Here is a 15,748-nt window from a genome sequence, read left to right as displayed (position 1 = left end):
AAAGTTTGACGCGTTAAACGAAGCAGCCCTCTTTTCCAGGCAATTGTCATGGGAAGAGGGCTGTTTTTTGTAATGATTGGCGCTTCCCTATGAACGGGAGTCCTTAATTTTGCGTTCACGCTTTCCGGTATTTCCGGTATTTCCGGTATTTCCAATCTCCCGATCCTCCCTATCTACCCAACCTTTCCTCTCCTCCCGTTCACCGCCCGTTTAGCGCATGCCGGAGATCGGCGAGCTCCTGCCCGATATCCGGAACCAGCGGAAGCTCCAGCCCGTCCGGCCCTTCCGGCCCCTTCTCTATCTCCCGCCGCTGCTCTGCGGACTGGGCCATTTTCTCGAGATGGAGCAGCACCACTCCCAGCTCAACGTCGGGCAGGACAGGCCGAATAGCGCTCAGCGCATAGGAATTCAGCACGTATCCGAACTGATCCAGCGACCAGATCACGGGCAGCAGCTTCTCCAGCTCCTCCTCACTGCGCGGAATCTCGCCAAGCGCGGTCTGATACACCGTCCTCAGATTGGACAGGTGCCTTCGCATGGAGCGCTGTTGAGCGCTCTGCTCCGCTGCGGCGCCTGCAGGCTGCCGAATGAACAGCAGCGCCAGAAACTGTGCCTGGCTGCGGATCGTACGGCCGAGAAGATACGGAATCCGGCTGGAAGCCGAGCGGCTGCCGACCAGCAGCACGCCGATCAGGCCGATGACGCTGCCGACGAGCACGTCGGTCAGCCTCGCGCCGGCAAAATAGCCGAAGTTATGTATCCGGGTATTGGTCTCCGCCATCAGCAGTGCGTTGGGCGTAATAAACAGCATGGCCAGGGCATAGTTGCGGACGATGAACAGCTCCGTAAAGAAAGTGAAAAGTATGATCGCAATGGATACGACGAAGCCCTCCGGCCGGGTCCATAATATCGCACTGGCGATGAGGATGCCGAATATCGTCCCAAGGGATCGCTGAATCGCCCGGTGAAAGGTGGCGATAACGGTGGCGCCGAGCATCACTGAAGCGCAAGAGAGCGGTACCCAATAGGACCTGTTGAGCTGAAACGCATATGCGGCAGCGGCTGCCACCATCAAAATGACACCGAACCGGATCGCCTGCAGAAATACGATCGAGTCCTTATCCAGATTGCCCGCCAGGATGCTTCGCACCGGAATCCGGGTCAGCTTGCGGCCCTGCTCCCCGTCAGATGCCGAACTGCAAACAATGGCGTCCAACTGCGCGACAAGGTCCATCAGGTCTAGGATTTGGGGATCCGGGTCGTCCGGCAGCGGGGCTTTCTTCCATGTGTCCGGCTGCCCGCACGATTCCCCTGCCCTTCTGACCGCGGCGCTGAGCTCGGGCGGCAGCCTTTCTCCGTCTGCCAGCGGGATTTTGTCCGTCAGCAGATAAATGTGGTGCGCGAGCGAGTACATCCGGGACAACCGGCGCGGTGTTTCGTCGCCGTGCCGATTGTGCCCGCCCGTCGCGAGGGCGGTTTCCGCGCTGTACATCGACAGCAGCGTCTGGTGCCGGGCCCGGCTGTATTCCCGGGTGCCTGCGACGTCCATCATGGCGCCCAGATCGAGATACAGCTGGCGGACTGCGCCGATTTCAGGGCCGTGCGGCCGGATCAGCCAGCCGGCCATAGCGAAACACCAGGCCAGCATACCCCCGAGAAAAACCAGGCCGCCGCGGGAGAACGCCTGGGAAGGGTCGGGCGGCATCCCCGTGGCCAGCGTAAAGCTGAGCACAAAGAACAACGCTCCCGGACCTTTAAATTTCAGCACGCCGAACAGGTAGGTCGCTGCTGCCCCGAGACAGCCCAGAACAAAGGCGGCGAGGAGCGGATAGGAAGCCAGCAGCGTACCCGCTGCCACGGAGAAGGTCAGGCCCAGGGCAGCGAGCAAAACTTTTTGGGCCCTTAACGCGTACGGTTCACTCGCCACGTACAGATAGGCGAATCCCCCCGTTCCTGCCAGCATCCCATACTGAAATTGGCCGAGCCAAAATCCGATCAAGGATGGCAGGCCAATGCACAAGCCGGCGCTCAAAGCCCGGTTCCACGGAAGCGCAACCTTCTTTACCTCAAAGGCTTGTCTGATCGTACGCGATAGAAACGGACGTTGTTTCTTCGTTACCCCAACTTCGATTCCCCCTCTGCACCTGATCATGGCAAAGAGCAGCCCCATCCCGATAAGGCCGCTCCCGATTTACCGTGTACTATATTTATTACCATCCGCCATCCGCAATATGCTGAAGACGGCTTGCACCGCCGCCCATATTTTATGTTCCCTCCCATTGATCAAGGTACGCCGAGTAAGCGAAGCCGGCCAGAAACCTTCCACACCGCGTTAGGAGCGAATAGTCCAAGCTTGATTTTCCATAAAATAATATGATTCCACGATTCAAGGTGCCACGATAGATATCTCCCAGGGCACAGGGCAGGAGGAAAGGAATGAAGAAAGACCAAGGGAGGCCCCGGCGTTCCGAGTTTACGGTTTGGGTCGTGTCCCGATCCGACGTGTTTACGTTCGTGGTGTACGAAATTATTCTCAGCTCAGCGGTGTATGCCGGCCTCAAGCGGGCCAATGGGCATGAGCTGATTGCCATACTGGGCAGTTCAGTGAGCACTACGATGTGCAAAAGGTGGGTTCGCCTGAAATCGCTGGCCTGGTGGAGGCGCAGGCGGGAGCTCCATATTCTTCCTTGGCCGAAATCCCCCATAGGGTGACTTCGGGAATCTATACCCGCAAAGGATCGACGCATTTGGGCATCGGCAGTGCCATCACCCACATCACCGCTCGATCCTGAACGGCGAGCATAAGAAAAACGTCTATCGACGTACATTCTTTAGAAGACAGACCGCGTTTAGCGGAAGTTTTTCTTGCAAGATCAGGATGTTTAGCCTCGGTAGTTTATACTTTCTGATCTCTTAAAATAATCACCGTGTTGGCCATCCTCGAAGGAGAATATGGCGAACACGGCGTCTATGTCGGTGTCCAGGGGATTATTCACAGCGACGGGATCCTGGAAATGATCGAGCTAAATCTTAGTGGAGATGAACGCGGTCGGTTGGCCGCGTCCTGGGGCGTCATCCGCAGCAATCTGGAGAAGCTGAAGCTGGTCTAGCTTGGTTTGTCGCAACCAGGCTAGCGGAGAGGCAATCTCTGCAAGGCGGCTATTTCAGGCTACATCCACCGGATAAAAAATCTCCGTTCCACGGGGATTTCATTATCTTCTGCCCATTGGAGAAGCTCCTTCTCGCCGGCGGGCTGACGGGACTGCAGGACAAAGCACAGCTTCATCGGCACGATCCGCCGCTGCTTCAGCTTGATCCCGTACCAGCGCTCGTTGATCCATACGCCCTGAATGCCCGCGGCGGCCACTTCCTTACCTTCCAGAACAAGCTTTCCCGGTTCGAGCAGCAGTGACTTGGGTTTGCCTGCCGAGCGGAAGAGTGCAACCGTAATGGCCCCTGCAATAAATAAAAGCAATAATATTCGTAATACGAAGATGGCTCTCTCCAAAGAATCGTCTGGTGAATTGAAAATCTGGGGAACTGTAATCACGAGAAAAGCACCCATGCCGATCAAAAATTTTGCCCGCAGCGGATATTTAATGGCAAGCTGGGAATGCATGAGCTGCCCCCTTTCCGGTTGTCGTTTTACATATTATGGGACGAAAGCTATACTGCTATCATACATCACTTTCCTGGAAAGGGGGTAGCCCGCTTGAATTTCGCCTTGTTCGGTTCGGCAGCCGTCTTGATGATCTTGTTTTGGTCGGCACTAGTGATCGGGGGCATCAAATTCCTGTTCAGCAAGGGACTACAACGCAGGCTGGACCCTTTTATCCTGCTATCGCTCGTTCTTGGGCTGGCTGCCGTCGGCCGGATCGTCCAGAGCTGGTTTTACGGCCAACCCATGACGGCCAGCCTGGGAATACTGTTCGTTTCCATCCTTCTGGTAGGGCAATCGCGGCGGCGTTACTTGAAACGTCATCCCTAATTCCAAGAGTCTTACCGAAACGTAATTTCAAAAAAGGGAAACGCCACTTCCTCCTCCGGCCTCTGCGCCTTCATATCCAATCCCCTTGCCTACTCCAGAACGGGAGGCACCCGGTGCCTGGTGGCCTGTTCATAGCCGTAAGCGATCTTGATCAATGTCGGCTCACTGAATGCCCGGCCGATAAAAGTAATCCCCTGCGGTCCTTTGGTGGTATAACCTCCGGGTGCAATGATTCCGCGCTCAGCGAATCCGCCCGGCACGGTAATGACCGGGTACCCGGCCCGTGCCGCCAGGTCATCGCCCCCCTCATTTCCCAGAAACAAGAGCGCATCCAGCTTATGCTCTTCGAAAGCCTCGTTCAGCCCCTGCCTTGCCTGACTGACACTTCGCTTCAGGCTGTGGATGTACTCTTTTTCGGTCAGCGTGCCGCTGGTGGCCTCCGAGTGGATCAGAACATCCTGCCCATAGCGGAGGCAGGTATCCGCATGCTCCTCATTGAACCGGATCACCTCTTCGAGAGAATGCACCGGAACGAATTCCGGCAAACGGGCCAGATAGTCATTGACCCCTTTTTTAAATTCATGGGTCATCACATGCCCATCCCACTCCGCCTGCTCGCAGGATAATTCGACGGGATCGATGATTTCGGCGCCCTTCTCCTTCAGCACCCTGATGGCGGCTTCGATAATATCCAGCCGGTCTTTATCCAGATCCTGATAGTAGAACCTCGGAATACCGATTCTCGCCTGCGGGAGAAATTCGGCATCCAAAAACGGCGTATAATCCGTGTAATATTGGCCGCTGCTGCCGTGCGTCACCTCGTCATTCGGGTCTTCGCCGGTCAGAGCGCCCAGCAGTACCGCTGCATCGGCTACCGTTCTGGCCATGGGGCCTGCCGTATCCTGCGTATGCGATATCGGGATAATGCCGGCCCGGCTCACCAGGCCGATTGTCGGTTTGATCCCGACGATGCCGTTCTGGCTGGCCGGGCTGATGATCGACCCGGAAGTCTCCGTGCCGATAGCTGCCGCCGCCAGATTGGCCGCCACCGCGCTGGCCGAGCCGGAGCTCGAGCCTCCGACGAACAGTTCGCCGGGCCCGTAAGGGTTCAGGCATAACCCGCCCCGGCTGCTGTAACCCGACCACATCGTGCTGGACATAAAGTTGGCCCACTCGGTCATATTGGCTTTTCCGAGTAATACCGCCCCCGCTGCCCGCAATTTCGCCGCCACGAAGGAGTCTTCCACCGCCACCGAATCCGCCAGTGCCAACGCCCCTGCGCTGGTATGCATCGCATCCCGCGTAGCAATGTTGTCCTTCAACAGAATCGGGATGCCGTGCAGCGGCCCGCGGGTGCCGATTTCGTACCGCTCCTCGTCGAGCTGCCGGGCGATGCCCAGCGCCTCGGGATTCACTTCGATGATCGATTTCAGTTTCCCGTCAAACTGACGTATGCGCTCTAAATAGAGCTGGACCAGCTCTTCGGAGGTCATGGTGCCGGTATTCATCGCTTCCTGCATGCCGGCTATATCCGCCTCCACGATCCATTCGGCCGGGTTTATTGGATTGCTGCTCATCATAATCGCCTCCTGGGTAAGCAGCCTGGTCAACATGGATCTGCTTACCGTTTATTCGCTTGATCTGTATATCCGCTTCGTATCCTATATGCCGCTTGTATTTTGCAGTACAATACGCCAGCCGTCCGGGTCGCAGATGGTGATGCCGTTAACGTCCCAGTACGGATTCTCGGCCTTGACGGCCGGATAGCCCATAGCCTGAAGACGCTCCGCGATCGCATTTCGTCTGTCCGCATCCGGTATGTAAAAAACCAGCAGGTTGTCATCCGAGGGCGGCGGCACGGGACCCCCGTGTTCATGCTGCGTAAATTCGAGATGATAGGCCGAATCGGGCAAGCCGAACATCACGCCGTCATAGCCATGGTGCTGCTGAAACGAGCCGATGACCGGCAGTCCGAGGCCTTCATGGTAGAACTGTTTGATTTTCTCGATTTGGTGCGTCGGGCGCGCCACTCGGAACTGAACGGCTGGCATCTGCTCCGACCAGACAAGGTTGTTGTCCATGATTGACCTCCTATATAGTAAAGTAGTATTAACTCATCTCCGAAAAGAAGGTGCTCTCATTGATTATTTACCAGGACCATCTGCAGGGAATCACGGAATCATCGGTCGCCCCCGGCTTTTTCGACGGCTGGCCCAATCCACCCTCGCCCGCTGTGCTGATTCGGCTGCTTGCGAACTCCACTTTTATCATACTGGCTATCGATGCCGATACCAAGCGAATGATTGGTTTTATGAATTGTTTATCAGACAAAGTATTAACGGCCTATATTCCTTTGCTTGAAGTGATTCCGGAATATCAGGGCCGGGGGATCGGCAAGGAGCTGACGGCACGGATGCTGGAGAGGCTGAAGGGGCTGTATATGGTGGATCTGCTGTGCGATCCGGATGTGCAGGAATTTTACGCCCGTTTGGGCATGAAAAAAGCGACGGGCATGCTGATGAGGAATTACGAGCATCAGTCGGGAGCCGAGCAATAGGACGCTCCGAATCTTCCCGACTCGAGGGGAGGCGGCAGTGACTGTCTTCCCTGCGATTCATGTTTTCAATCGCGAGATAATACGTCAAGCATCTGCAGAGCAATGTTCGCGTCGATACTGGAGCGCTCGCTGATTCGCCGCTCCCTTACCCTCCCTCATCGTTCCTCTCCCGGTTGGCCGGCAGGCTGCTTCAGCGCTTCCTCCAGTACCAGTCCCAATAAGGCATGATCAATGACATAGCGGAACTCTTCGGGCTCTACCCAAATTCGGGCCAGGCACTCGTTTTCCCGGTTAAACGGCAGGCATTCCTCAATATCCATCCGGTAAAACAGTTGGTAGCCGACCAACGGATATTTGCCGTTCGGGTCAAAATGCTCGTTCTCCTCGTGGCTCACTTCCATCATCCCGATGTACACGGCGCGGCCGCGGACGCTGCCTTCTTCCAGCACTTCGCGATGAAATGCCTCCTCCGGCGTCTCGCCCGGCTCAACATGCCCGCCCGGGACATCGAAACCACGCCCCTCAACATGGACGGCCAGCACGTTGCCCCGCAGCATACAGATGCCGTGAACGCTGGTCACTTTGACCGGGTCCGGCATGTCTTTCGTCGGTATCCAGGTCAGCTTGACCGGCTGGCCGCCCCATTCCACGCGTATCGTTTCACTCATTGATATAGTCCTCCTTCATTGCAGTGCACGATGCTTGCCGTCAGCCTCCGATCAAAATGAGGGCCGCGGCGAGCCCGTCGCATCCCGCTAGTCTTCCGGATTAATGATGGCCAGCACCTGGTGATCCTCCCATTTGCCGTTGATCAGCACATTGCTGCGGGCGATGCCTTCGCGGTGAAAGCCCGCCTTTTCGAGCACGCGGATGGATCCCGGGTTGCGGGGCATAACGCCGGCTTCGATCCGGTGGAGCTTCAGCTCGGCAAATGCATAGTCCACGATCAGCCGCACGGCTTCGGTCATATAGCCCTTACCATTTTCGGCCCGGTCCAGAAAATAGCCGATAAACGCGCTTTGCAGCCCGCCCCGGAGCACCTGAAACAGATTCATGCTGCCGATCAGACGGTCGCCCTCAAGCCGGAAGACGCCGAAGCTGTATTCCAGGTCCTGCTCCCGGCTCTCCTCCTGCGCACGGATTCTGGCCAACTGACCTGCCAGTGTGTAGTATTCCGAATCCCGCGGCATCGAAAATTGCTCGAAAAACGCCCGGTTCTCCGCTTGCATTCGCAGGCTTCCCTCCGCGTCCTGAATCGTTAATGCCCTTAAATATACGCTGTTTCCTTTTAACATGGCATGTTCTCTCCTTCTCCTTCGTCTTTATGTAATAACAAAAACGTTTATCGATGTATATCTAAAAAACCGACAGCTCGCTCTTGCAGGCCATCGGTTCTTGAGTAAAGTTATCTCTATCCACTATAGTACGACGACTTCATTTCCCGGCAATCCGCCGGTACGTCGCCTCATCGGCAACTACGTACAGCCTCGCATCGGCCGGAATCGGCTCGCTCAACCGCCGGTTGATCGACATGTCGTTCCGGTCGGCCAGCAGCGTTGCGCCCTGTCCAAGCAGAGCCTGGAACGCCTCGCCGTAGGTTTTCCAGGAAGGACTGCATGGAACTTCGTAGATGTCGTCCCCGTGCTCTCGGCTGATGAGCTGGCTGATCACAGCCGAATTCCCTTCCTGCAGCGCGGCCCGCACTGCCAGGCTGGAGATCGCATCGTGGGACAGCACGAATTCGTTGACCTGGACAAACCGGAAATTCTGAATATGCTTCTCATGCATGATCTCTACCGTCGTGTGCACCTCCGGCGCGATCCGTTCGATGCTCGAGGCGATCAGAAGCGACTTGCCGTCGGCCAGCGACGTCTCCTCGATCCGCGTGTCGGCAAAAATAATGGCCGCCCGCGCCCGCCCAATCCCGGCCTTGATCAGCGTATCCTCCGATGAAGGATTCCCGCTGATAAAATGCACCTGATGCATCTCCAGCGCCGGGTGGCGGTCCATCTCATCGACGATGACGATCTGCGCTTTTGGATCGTACGTGAGAATTTCGTTAATGGCGGACCTTGCCTTTCGGCTCCAATTGATTAAGATGACATGATTGCGGCCGTGAATGCTCAACGTTCCCGCCTCCCTCTGGCGCTGAATGCCCGCGATGGAATCGATGATTTTACCGATGACCAGGCTGAGCAGCCCGATGCCGAAAATGTATAAAAACAGCGTAAATGCCTTGCCGGCCACCGTGGCGGCAAAGAAGTCGCCGTACCCGACCGTGGCCATCGTCGTCATGACCCAGTATAGGGCGTTAAACCAGCTGTGAAAGGTGGATGGCTCGAGCAGATAGGCAATCGTGGCGCTCACCGTTACGAAAATAACAATCATCAGGCCAATCGTCGTTTTGCGTATCCGCATCATCCGGGCGGATAACCGGAGAAAAAAATGCAGCGGACTCACCCTCTCTTCAACATGGCGACTTCATTTAGAGCCTTATACAATCAGGCTGCTGATGGCAAAAGCCATGCCGACGAACACCATGGACAAGAGGACGGCGACGGCCGTGTTTCCCTTTTGCAGCTGCTCGGAAATTTTAAAGCCCGGCGTCACCAGCTCGAAGATCCAGTACACGGCGATCAGGCACACGTACCCGACGGCAAACCACATGGCCAGAAACCAAATGGACGTGTTCGTGTAAGCCGCCACGCCGAGAATGATGGCCGTTCCCAAAAACTTGCCGCCCAGCGCGATGCCGACGGCCGTGTTGCCTTTCTTCAGCTCTTCCATGTCTTTAAACGGCGTCATCCAGCTGAAAATCACCATACCGAGCAGCTGCAGGATGATGATGACGATGACACTGACGATAATATTAACGACGACCATTAACTGGCCCACCCCCTGAATTTGGCGTACGCCGAATCGTAATCGGCGAAATCATGAACTTCCTCGAGTTTGACGGAAACCTTCTTTTTCTTCTCCAGTTCCTTGTAACGCGCATCGTCGATCGGCTGTTTGATCCGGTTGCCGGAAGGCAGCTCCACGATCGCAAAATCCCGCGTCTGATCCTTGTATTTTGTTTGGTATACGCCGACCAGGTCGACTTCGGTCGTCACGTTGATTTTCAGATTATCCATGTCCTTCTTGGCCTCTTCCTGCGACTTGAACGTCTTGATCGTTTCCCAGGCGGACAGGTTGACGTCGGTCCGCTGGCTGGCATCGGTCGTCATCTCGGCGTCCATGTACTGCAAAGACCAAATTTTGTCCCCCGTGGCATAATTGCCGTCGTTAGGCATCAGCTCGTTGTTCGGAAGGACCGTCATGTCGCTGCCGATGAGATCGCCGACCGTCCCTTCGACAATCCGGTAATCCCAAGGCACACGGGATACGCTCGTATCCTCCGACGTCGTCACGCTTGTATCGAACACGGAGGGTTCATTCGAGGAACATGCACTTAGCAGGAGTGCCGCAAGCAGGAACAATCCCAGACCCGTCCGGATGATTTTATGGTTGGTCTTCATTTATTTCACTCCCATCGCAATAAAATGACTCGTATTCCCCGTTATCAATCCGCCCGCTCTCCCGAGCAGCCCGCAGGGCTGCCCGTTGATGACGAACATGCCGGTCAGCAGGTGCAGCGGTCCTGACGCGGTCTCCATCCGCGGCAGCTCCGCCCGGAGCTGATAGACGGACGGGAACAGGACGCTCGTATCGAAGCCGGCTTCGTCCTGGATATCCAGCTCTCCCTGTTCATTGAACATCCGCACCGAGCCGCCCTCGCGGCCGAACATCGATTTGGACACATAGCTTCCCGAGAATACAGGCTTGTTGTACGTCGGCAAAATATATTTCTCTATCGTTTCCTGCTCCCGCTCGTCAAAAAGGAGGCCCAGCTCATACAGTCCCCAGGCCGCCGCCAGCAGCCCTTTGGACTGCAAAAGGATGCTGTGCGGTCCGTTAAAAAGCGCAAGCTTGCCGGTTTCGATCGCATAAGCGAGCGCATCCCCGCCGTCGTCGACGGCCATCCACTCCTTCGGATACAGCGCGAACATCCGCTTGATCTCACGACCCGCTGCATCCTTGACGATCCCCTCGTCGATCCACAGATCGAGACAGTCCACGCAGGTCACGGGAAGGCCGCTGTGCTTCACCAGCGCCTCGATCGTTCCGGAGTCCTCAAGGTGGCTTCCGTAGGCGACGCAGGCGGCGGTATCCGGGCGTTCCACCGCCCAAGCGGCCTTCACGAGCTCCTTCATTCGCCCGTTCGGCGTCGGAATTCCCGCTTCGCCGCACAGCCAAGGCGTCGCGATCGACGCTTCCACATAGCCGGTCGGCGTATCGGCATTCAGCTCATACAGTTTAATGCTTCCGTCATGCCCAACCGCGTAATCGAACCGGGCATAGCGGCTGATCAGACCTTCCCCTGGAATCGGGCGGTCGTCCAGCATATCCCACAGAATCTGCGGAATGCCGATCAGCTCATACAGGTCGCGGCGCTTATGCACATAGCGGACCGTCTTGTCGAGCACGCTCCACAGCCTGGAAGAAGCCTCTTCGAGTTCGCGGTACGTCTCCCCGTTCATGACGACGATCTGATCCAGCCAGTACTCCTCGTCCTCGAGATCGGCCCAGGCAAAACCCAGCTGCCGCAGCTGCTCTACCCGCTCCGAACGGCTGCCGGTTCCACGGGCAAGCACCTCAAATACGCTGCTCATCCGCCAAACCCGCCGCTTTTGGAGCTGGAGTGGGAGCTCGAAGAGGAGGAGCTGAACCCGCTCGATTTGCCGCCGATGCTGCCGGACGAAGACGATGTTCCTCTCCGCGTGATCGACCCGGTCGAGGTTGATGTCTTCGGACGCACCGTCGAGCCGACAACCTGCTTGTTCTGGAACGTGCCGCTGGTATAGGTCCGCGGCTTATACGTTTGGCTGGTGCCGGTATAGTACGTCGGCCGGCCGTTGTAATAGTTGGTGGTGGAATAGCTGGATCCGCTGTTGAACAGCATGTGGTAGAGCAGCAGGTCATCCCAGCCGAATCCCGAATGAACCGAGCCGTAATTGTTAATGACGGTCGTGCCGCCTGTCGTTCCTGAGCCTGCCGACGCCGACTGCCCTTCCTGATCTTCCTCCGGCTGCTCCTTGAGCGGAATGTTCCAGTCCGTGTTTTTATCAAAATACTGTTTGACTTCCTCTGTCGACCAGGAGACCAGGATCGGTTCATCCGCCGCGGTCTGGTCACCTGATGTATTGGCCGACGCTCCGGCAGCTGTCGCCCCCGGAATCAGAAAGGCATTGGCCAGCAGCGCCACGCCCAGAGACGTGGACAATACCCGGGCTGCCTTCCCTTCGACCGGAAACCGTTTCGATCCGGATTCCTCGCTCCGTTTCGCCTTTTCTTCGTTCGCCATGATCGCATCTCCTTTCGCCGAGTTCCCTGTTACTCGTTTCGTATCTGCACCAGCAGGAGCTCCAGCTTGCCGGTATCCACATTCAGCCTTCCTTCAATCGTTTCGTATTCCTTGCCGCCGACGACAATATAGTTGACATGCTCCAGCACAGCCACCATATTCATGCCCCATCTGCGCTCTTCCATGGTCCGAAGGCTGCCGTTTGACATCTTTTCGACCAAAATGACTTCCATTTCATTTCCCATTTTCAGTACACCCCTTATTTCATCGCTTTGTACTTTACAGCATTTTTTTACGTCGGATCTTCCAGCGGGTTCCAAATGTTTTTCTTTCCGAGTATGAAAGGATGTACATATCCTCCTCGTGCAGCTCGATTCAAGATCAGATGACATTTTGTCAGAATTAAGTATAATTTGTCTGCCGCTGGAGCGAAACCCAAAGTTTGAGGTTTTTCCTGGCAGGAAATTCGATGAGGTTGCTGTTTTTCGCAGCAAAGGGCTGCTCCGGCTTAAACGGAGCAGCCCTTTGCCGCAGCGTTACTCTTGTACGTATTGGGTATGTCCCCGGCGAATGCGGACGCCACCAGCGGAATGGGGCGACTCCAACCGGGCCCGAGCTCCGTCCCTCGTTCAGCCTCCTTTTTGCTTCGTCTTGTTGATCATCTCCCGGCTTTTCTCCAGGTAGTCCACCGATTGGTCGAAGCTGCGGCTGGCAACCCCCAGGTACAGCATGTCGATGATGTTCAACTGTGTGATCCGGGACGCGGTCGCCCCGCTGCGGATGTCGTTTTCGGTTGATGACGTGTACAGCTGGATATCGGCAATCTCGCTCAGCGGCGAGTTTCCGTATTTCGTAATACAGATCGTCACCGCCCCCGCCTCCTTGGCGGCTTTCATGCCGGAGATGACGTAATCCGTTTTGCCGGAATACGAAATGCCGACGGCGGCATCCCGCTCCGTGAGCAGCACCGAAGAGGTCAGCTGCAGATGCGGATCGGCAAAGGAAAAGCTCGGCTTGTTGATCCGCAGAAACTTGTGCTGCGCATCCTGGGCGATTAGGTTCGAGGCACCGATCCCGAAGAAAAATATCCGCTCCGCACGGCCGATCGCTTCGATCGCCCGCTCAACCATGTGCTTGTCCAGCACCTTAACCGTGTTGCGGATCGACTGAATATTGTTATTCGTCACATTATGAATAATGGCATCCACCGAGTCGTGCGGACGGATTTCCTGATAGCCTCCAGGCTCCTCCTGGCCTTCCTGCAGATCGCCCGCCACTTTGAGCATCAGTTCCTGGTAGCTCTTAAAGCCGGCTGATTTGCACAGTCTGACGACGGCGGCCTGGCTCCCCCCGCTCCGGCGGGACAATTCGGCGATCGAGAGCCCGATCATCTCGCTTGGGTGCTGCAAAATAAAATCGGCCACCTTGCGTTCCGATGGCGTAATGTCATCCAGAATTTCCCGTAGACGGACTATTCCTCCATTCATGTCATTCCTCACTTTCGCTGGCTCGAAAATATGGATCCGTTATGATCCGGTGACCTTCACAAAATTGGAAAATGTTCACAGACCTTATCCCTCTATTTTAAAGGAATCGCACTCCCGAGATAAAGTGATATTTTAAAGATATTCGCACGCAGCGGCGATTCCCCATCTCCCGTGATCTGGCCTAGTTTTCGCCCAAAGTCATGGGATGGTAAAATATGACTGAATTATCATCGGCAAAGTAAAGCGAGCAGAGCCAAGAGAAAGGTGAGTTGAGCTGAGATGAGTTTAGAAATTTTACACGCCCATGAGGCCGACGCGGAGGACATTCTGCAGCTGCAAAAGCTGGCCTATATCAGTGAGGCCGAGCTGTACGGCGATGACTCTATTGAGCCCCTGACGCAGATTTTAGAAGAGGTCCGGATGCAGTTCCGAGACCATGTATTTATCAAAGCAGCCGCCGGCGGCCGGATCGTCGGGTCCGTGCGCGGGCGACCGGAGCGTTAAAAATATTCGGCTGTAAGAAAGCATCGGATACTGCGTTTTTCGGACCGTCGTCATCAACGGGCAGCTTAGTCTGGTTTATATGGAAAAAGAGCATGAGAACCGGTAATTCTGGTTAAACATTGCCCTTATAAAACCATCCCTACGGTTTGGGGTTAATTGAATAAAGGAGCAGTTTGCCGGACGGCAGACTGCTCCTTTTTTGGGTTAAAGTATAGGCTTCGGCTTGTAGGGGGCATCCGCTTATCGATGGTCAAACAGGATATCCGCGGTGAGTTGGATATGCGCTTTAAAAATCTCGGCGGCACGATCGCCGTCACGGCTAACAACGGCATCCGCTAATGCCTTATGTTCGGCACGGCCATCGCGAATGGTCTGCTGCGGGGGAGAACAATGCCGATAAAACTCACTCAAATCCCACAAGCGTCTGCATATATCCAGGAGCACCGGATTGGGACATGCGGCAATAAGCTCGTAATGAAATTGACGATGAATGTCGGACCACTCTTCGCGAACAATAAGCTTTTGATTGTCATCCTCGTACTCGGGTGTTTGCGATAATTTATGGTGAACAGCGATGACATTGGATTCCCATGTCAGATCGCCATGGGCGATGGACAGGCGTAATGCCGCGGATTCATTGATCGACCGCGCCTCTATGATGCTGTTCAATTCCTCTTCCGACGCCATCTTCACGGAAAAGCCGTGATTCGGATTTTGCAAGATGAGGCCTTGGCTCGCCAACCTGGTCAGTGCTTCTCGAACGACGGCAACCGAGACATCAAACCCTTTGGCTAATTCCGAAACGGTTAATGGAGAGCCCGGTTCATATTGTCCGGTCAGAATATCAGACCTCAGTTTCTTTGTGACATTTTCGCTTAAAGTGGACGAACCGTTTCTTTTGGCCATGTAGACGCCATCCTCCTTTATGCACTTCGGGATTATACACGTTTAAATAATTTACACCGAAATTTATAAAAAAACAAGGAAAATTCAATAATACTCACATAAAACGATTGATATTTACATAATCGATTCTTATGTATATAATCGAATCATACAAAAAAGGAGGAGTTTACATTGAACAACAATAACAATCCATTTGCCAAATTGCCGGAGGTCGCAGCCTTTCAGGTGACAAGTAACGATATTGCGGAGGGCCTTGCCCTACCGCCCCAGCAGTACTCGGTTGGAGTGGAGGGCGGCAATGATGTTTCGCCCCATTTAAAGTGGACGGGGGTGCCAGAAGGAACGAAGAGCTTCGCCGTCACTGCTTATGACCCGGATGCCCCGACCGGATCGGGCTTCTGGCACTGGGCCGTCATCAACATCCCTGCCAGCGTCACCGAACTGCCGACCGGTGCAGGAGACGAGCATGGCAGCGGCTTGCCGCAAGGCGCCTTGCAGCTTCCGAACGATGCGCGGCTCGAACGGTTTATCGGTGCGGCGCCTCCAGCAGGACACGGTCCGCATCGGTATTATTTTGTCGTTCATGCGCTGGATGTCGAGGATATTGGCGTTGACTCGGGCGCCACACCAGCTCTCTTAGGATTCACTATGCTGGGCCATACGCTGGGGAGAGCCGTTCTCGTGGCTACAGGGGAAATTAAATAAACCAAGCCTTTTGGGGATCTAAGAGACGATGGTATGAAGCAGCGTCAAGTACGGAGGAAGCGATGAAGAGTAACGATCCGCTGTGTCAAAGTGTATGCCCTGTGTGCCACCAGCCAATTAAAGATTTGAAGCATACGATCATTTGCGGCTGTGGAAGCAAAATCAAAAACACCATTAAATTCAAATAGCTCCGTATG

At 55.3% G+C, this 15,748-nt stretch carries 20 protein-coding genes; 6 read left to right on the top strand and 14 right to left on the bottom strand.

Annotated features, from left to right (window positions below; translation table 11 throughout):
- Positions 1-199: 199 nt before the first annotated feature.
- Positions 200-2,152 carry an FUSC family protein gene (locus CJP46_RS24345; RefSeq protein ID WP_179281306.1) on the bottom strand — a complete coding sequence of 651 codons (1,953 nt, stop codon included), beginning with the start codon at positions 2,150-2,152 and terminating at the stop codon, positions 200-202.
- 284 nt (positions 2,153-2,436) lie between these two features.
- Here CJP46_RS24345 and CJP46_RS24340 point away from each other — a divergent pair, with 284 nt between their 5' ends.
- A complete protein-coding gene (locus CJP46_RS24340) occupies positions 2,437-2,712 on the top strand; it encodes a hypothetical protein (RefSeq protein ID WP_094598199.1) in 276 nt (91 codons plus the stop codon).
- Between the two features lie 218 nt (positions 2,713-2,930).
- Positions 2,931-3,110, top strand: a complete 180-nt coding sequence (locus CJP46_RS24335; RefSeq protein ID WP_094598198.1) for a hypothetical protein — start codon at positions 2,931-2,933, stop codon at positions 3,108-3,110.
- A 59-nt stretch (positions 3,111-3,169) separates the two neighbouring features.
- On the opposite strand, the gene CJP46_RS24330 is transcribed toward CJP46_RS24335, so the two are convergent.
- Complete coding sequence (locus tag CJP46_RS24330) at positions 3,170-3,619, bottom strand: hypothetical protein (protein WP_094598197.1); 450 nt, start codon at positions 3,617-3,619, stop codon at positions 3,170-3,172.
- A 93-nt stretch (positions 3,620-3,712) separates the two neighbouring features.
- Between CJP46_RS24330 and CJP46_RS24325 the strand changes: the two genes are divergently transcribed.
- Positions 3,713-3,988: a hypothetical protein gene (locus CJP46_RS24325; protein WP_094598196.1), complete on the top strand. Its 276-nt coding sequence runs from the start codon at positions 3,713-3,715 to the stop codon at positions 3,986-3,988.
- Positions 3,989-4,077: 89 nt separating this feature from the next.
- Here CJP46_RS24325 and CJP46_RS24320 read toward each other — a convergent pair whose 3' ends face one another.
- Positions 4,078-5,568: an amidase family protein gene (locus tag CJP46_RS24320; RefSeq protein WP_256992499.1), complete on the bottom strand. Its 1,491-nt coding sequence runs from the start codon at positions 5,566-5,568 to the stop codon at positions 4,078-4,080.
- A gap of 81 nt (positions 5,569-5,649) precedes the next feature.
- Positions 5,650-6,069 carry a VOC family protein gene (locus tag CJP46_RS24315; RefSeq protein ID WP_094598194.1) on the bottom strand — a complete coding sequence of 140 codons (420 nt, stop codon included), beginning with the start codon at positions 6,067-6,069 and terminating at the stop codon, positions 5,650-5,652.
- Positions 6,070-6,128: 59 nt separating this feature from the next.
- On the opposite strand from CJP46_RS24315, the gene CJP46_RS24310 reads away from it, so the two are divergent.
- Positions 6,129-6,545, top strand: a complete 417-nt coding sequence (locus CJP46_RS24310) for a GNAT family N-acetyltransferase (protein ID WP_306431079.1) — start codon at positions 6,129-6,131, stop codon at positions 6,543-6,545.
- A 155-nt stretch (positions 6,546-6,700) separates the two neighbouring features.
- Here the strand turns inward: CJP46_RS24310 and CJP46_RS24305 are convergent, their stop codons facing one another.
- The 9 genes from CJP46_RS24305 to CJP46_RS24265 all read right to left on the bottom strand — a co-directional run bounded on the left by CJP46_RS24305 (position 6,701) and on the right by CJP46_RS24265 (position 13,436).
- Entirely contained in the window at positions 6,701-7,213 is a 513-nt protein-coding gene (locus CJP46_RS24305; protein ID WP_179281305.1) for an NUDIX domain-containing protein, read from the bottom strand.
- Positions 7,214-7,300: 87 nt separating this feature from the next.
- A complete protein-coding gene (locus CJP46_RS24300) occupies positions 7,301-7,840 on the bottom strand; it encodes a GNAT family N-acetyltransferase (RefSeq protein WP_094598192.1) in 540 nt (179 codons plus the stop codon).
- Between the two features lie 139 nt (positions 7,841-7,979).
- Positions 7,980-9,005 (bottom strand): potassium channel family protein, encoded by a 1,026-nt coding sequence (locus CJP46_RS24295; protein ID WP_306431078.1) that lies wholly within the window; start codon positions 9,003-9,005, stop codon positions 7,980-7,982.
- Between the two features lie 33 nt (positions 9,006-9,038).
- Positions 9,039-9,428, bottom strand: a complete 390-nt coding sequence (locus CJP46_RS24290) for a DUF350 domain-containing protein (RefSeq protein ID WP_094598191.1) — start codon at positions 9,426-9,428, stop codon at positions 9,039-9,041.
- The gene (locus CJP46_RS24285; RefSeq protein WP_094598190.1) at positions 9,428-10,063 is read right to left on the bottom strand and encodes a hypothetical protein; all 636 of its coding nucleotides are present in this window, start codon (positions 10,061-10,063) and stop codon (positions 9,428-9,430) included. Before CJP46_RS24285 ends, CJP46_RS24290 begins: the two co-directional genes overlap by 1 nt.
- Entirely contained in the window at positions 10,064-11,257 is a 1,194-nt protein-coding gene (locus CJP46_RS24280; protein ID WP_094598189.1) for a glutathionylspermidine synthase family protein, read from the bottom strand.
- Positions 11,254-11,949 carry a hypothetical protein gene (locus CJP46_RS24275; RefSeq protein ID WP_094598188.1) on the bottom strand — a complete coding sequence of 232 codons (696 nt, stop codon included), beginning with the start codon at positions 11,947-11,949 and terminating at the stop codon, positions 11,254-11,256. Before CJP46_RS24275 ends, CJP46_RS24280 begins: the two co-directional genes overlap by 4 nt.
- A 29-nt stretch (positions 11,950-11,978) precedes the next feature.
- Positions 11,979-12,194 (bottom strand): hypothetical protein, encoded by a 216-nt coding sequence (locus CJP46_RS24270; protein ID WP_094598187.1) that lies wholly within the window; start codon positions 12,192-12,194, stop codon positions 11,979-11,981.
- Between the two features lie 384 nt (positions 12,195-12,578).
- Positions 12,579-13,436 (bottom strand): MurR/RpiR family transcriptional regulator, encoded by an 858-nt coding sequence (locus CJP46_RS24265; RefSeq protein WP_094598186.1) that lies wholly within the window; start codon positions 13,434-13,436, stop codon positions 12,579-12,581.
- A gap of 279 nt (positions 13,437-13,715) precedes the next feature.
- Here CJP46_RS24265 and CJP46_RS24260 point away from each other — a divergent pair, with 279 nt between their 5' ends.
- Positions 13,716-13,940 (top strand): hypothetical protein, encoded by a 225-nt coding sequence (locus tag CJP46_RS24260; RefSeq protein WP_218831052.1) that lies wholly within the window; start codon positions 13,716-13,718, stop codon positions 13,938-13,940.
- A 240-nt stretch (positions 13,941-14,180) separates the two neighbouring features.
- Here CJP46_RS24260 and CJP46_RS24255 read toward each other — a convergent pair whose 3' ends face one another.
- Positions 14,181-14,846, bottom strand: coding sequence for a GntR family transcriptional regulator (locus tag CJP46_RS24255; RefSeq protein WP_094598185.1), 666 nt, complete (start codon positions 14,844-14,846; stop codon positions 14,181-14,183).
- Between the two features lie 171 nt (positions 14,847-15,017).
- Here CJP46_RS24255 and CJP46_RS24250 point away from each other — a divergent pair, with 171 nt between their 5' ends.
- The gene (locus CJP46_RS24250) at positions 15,018-15,551 is read left to right on the top strand and encodes a YbhB/YbcL family Raf kinase inhibitor-like protein (RefSeq protein WP_094598184.1); all 534 of its coding nucleotides are present in this window, start codon (positions 15,018-15,020) and stop codon (positions 15,549-15,551) included.
- Positions 15,552-15,748 lie beyond the last annotated feature (197 nt).

Source organism: Paenibacillus sp. XY044 (assembly GCF_002257645.1).
Taxonomy (GTDB): Bacteria; Bacillota; Bacilli; order Paenibacillales; family Paenibacillaceae; genus Paenibacillus_AQ.
Note: the sequence above shows the minus strand (reverse complement) of the source record. Positions and strands in the feature narration are given on the sequence as shown.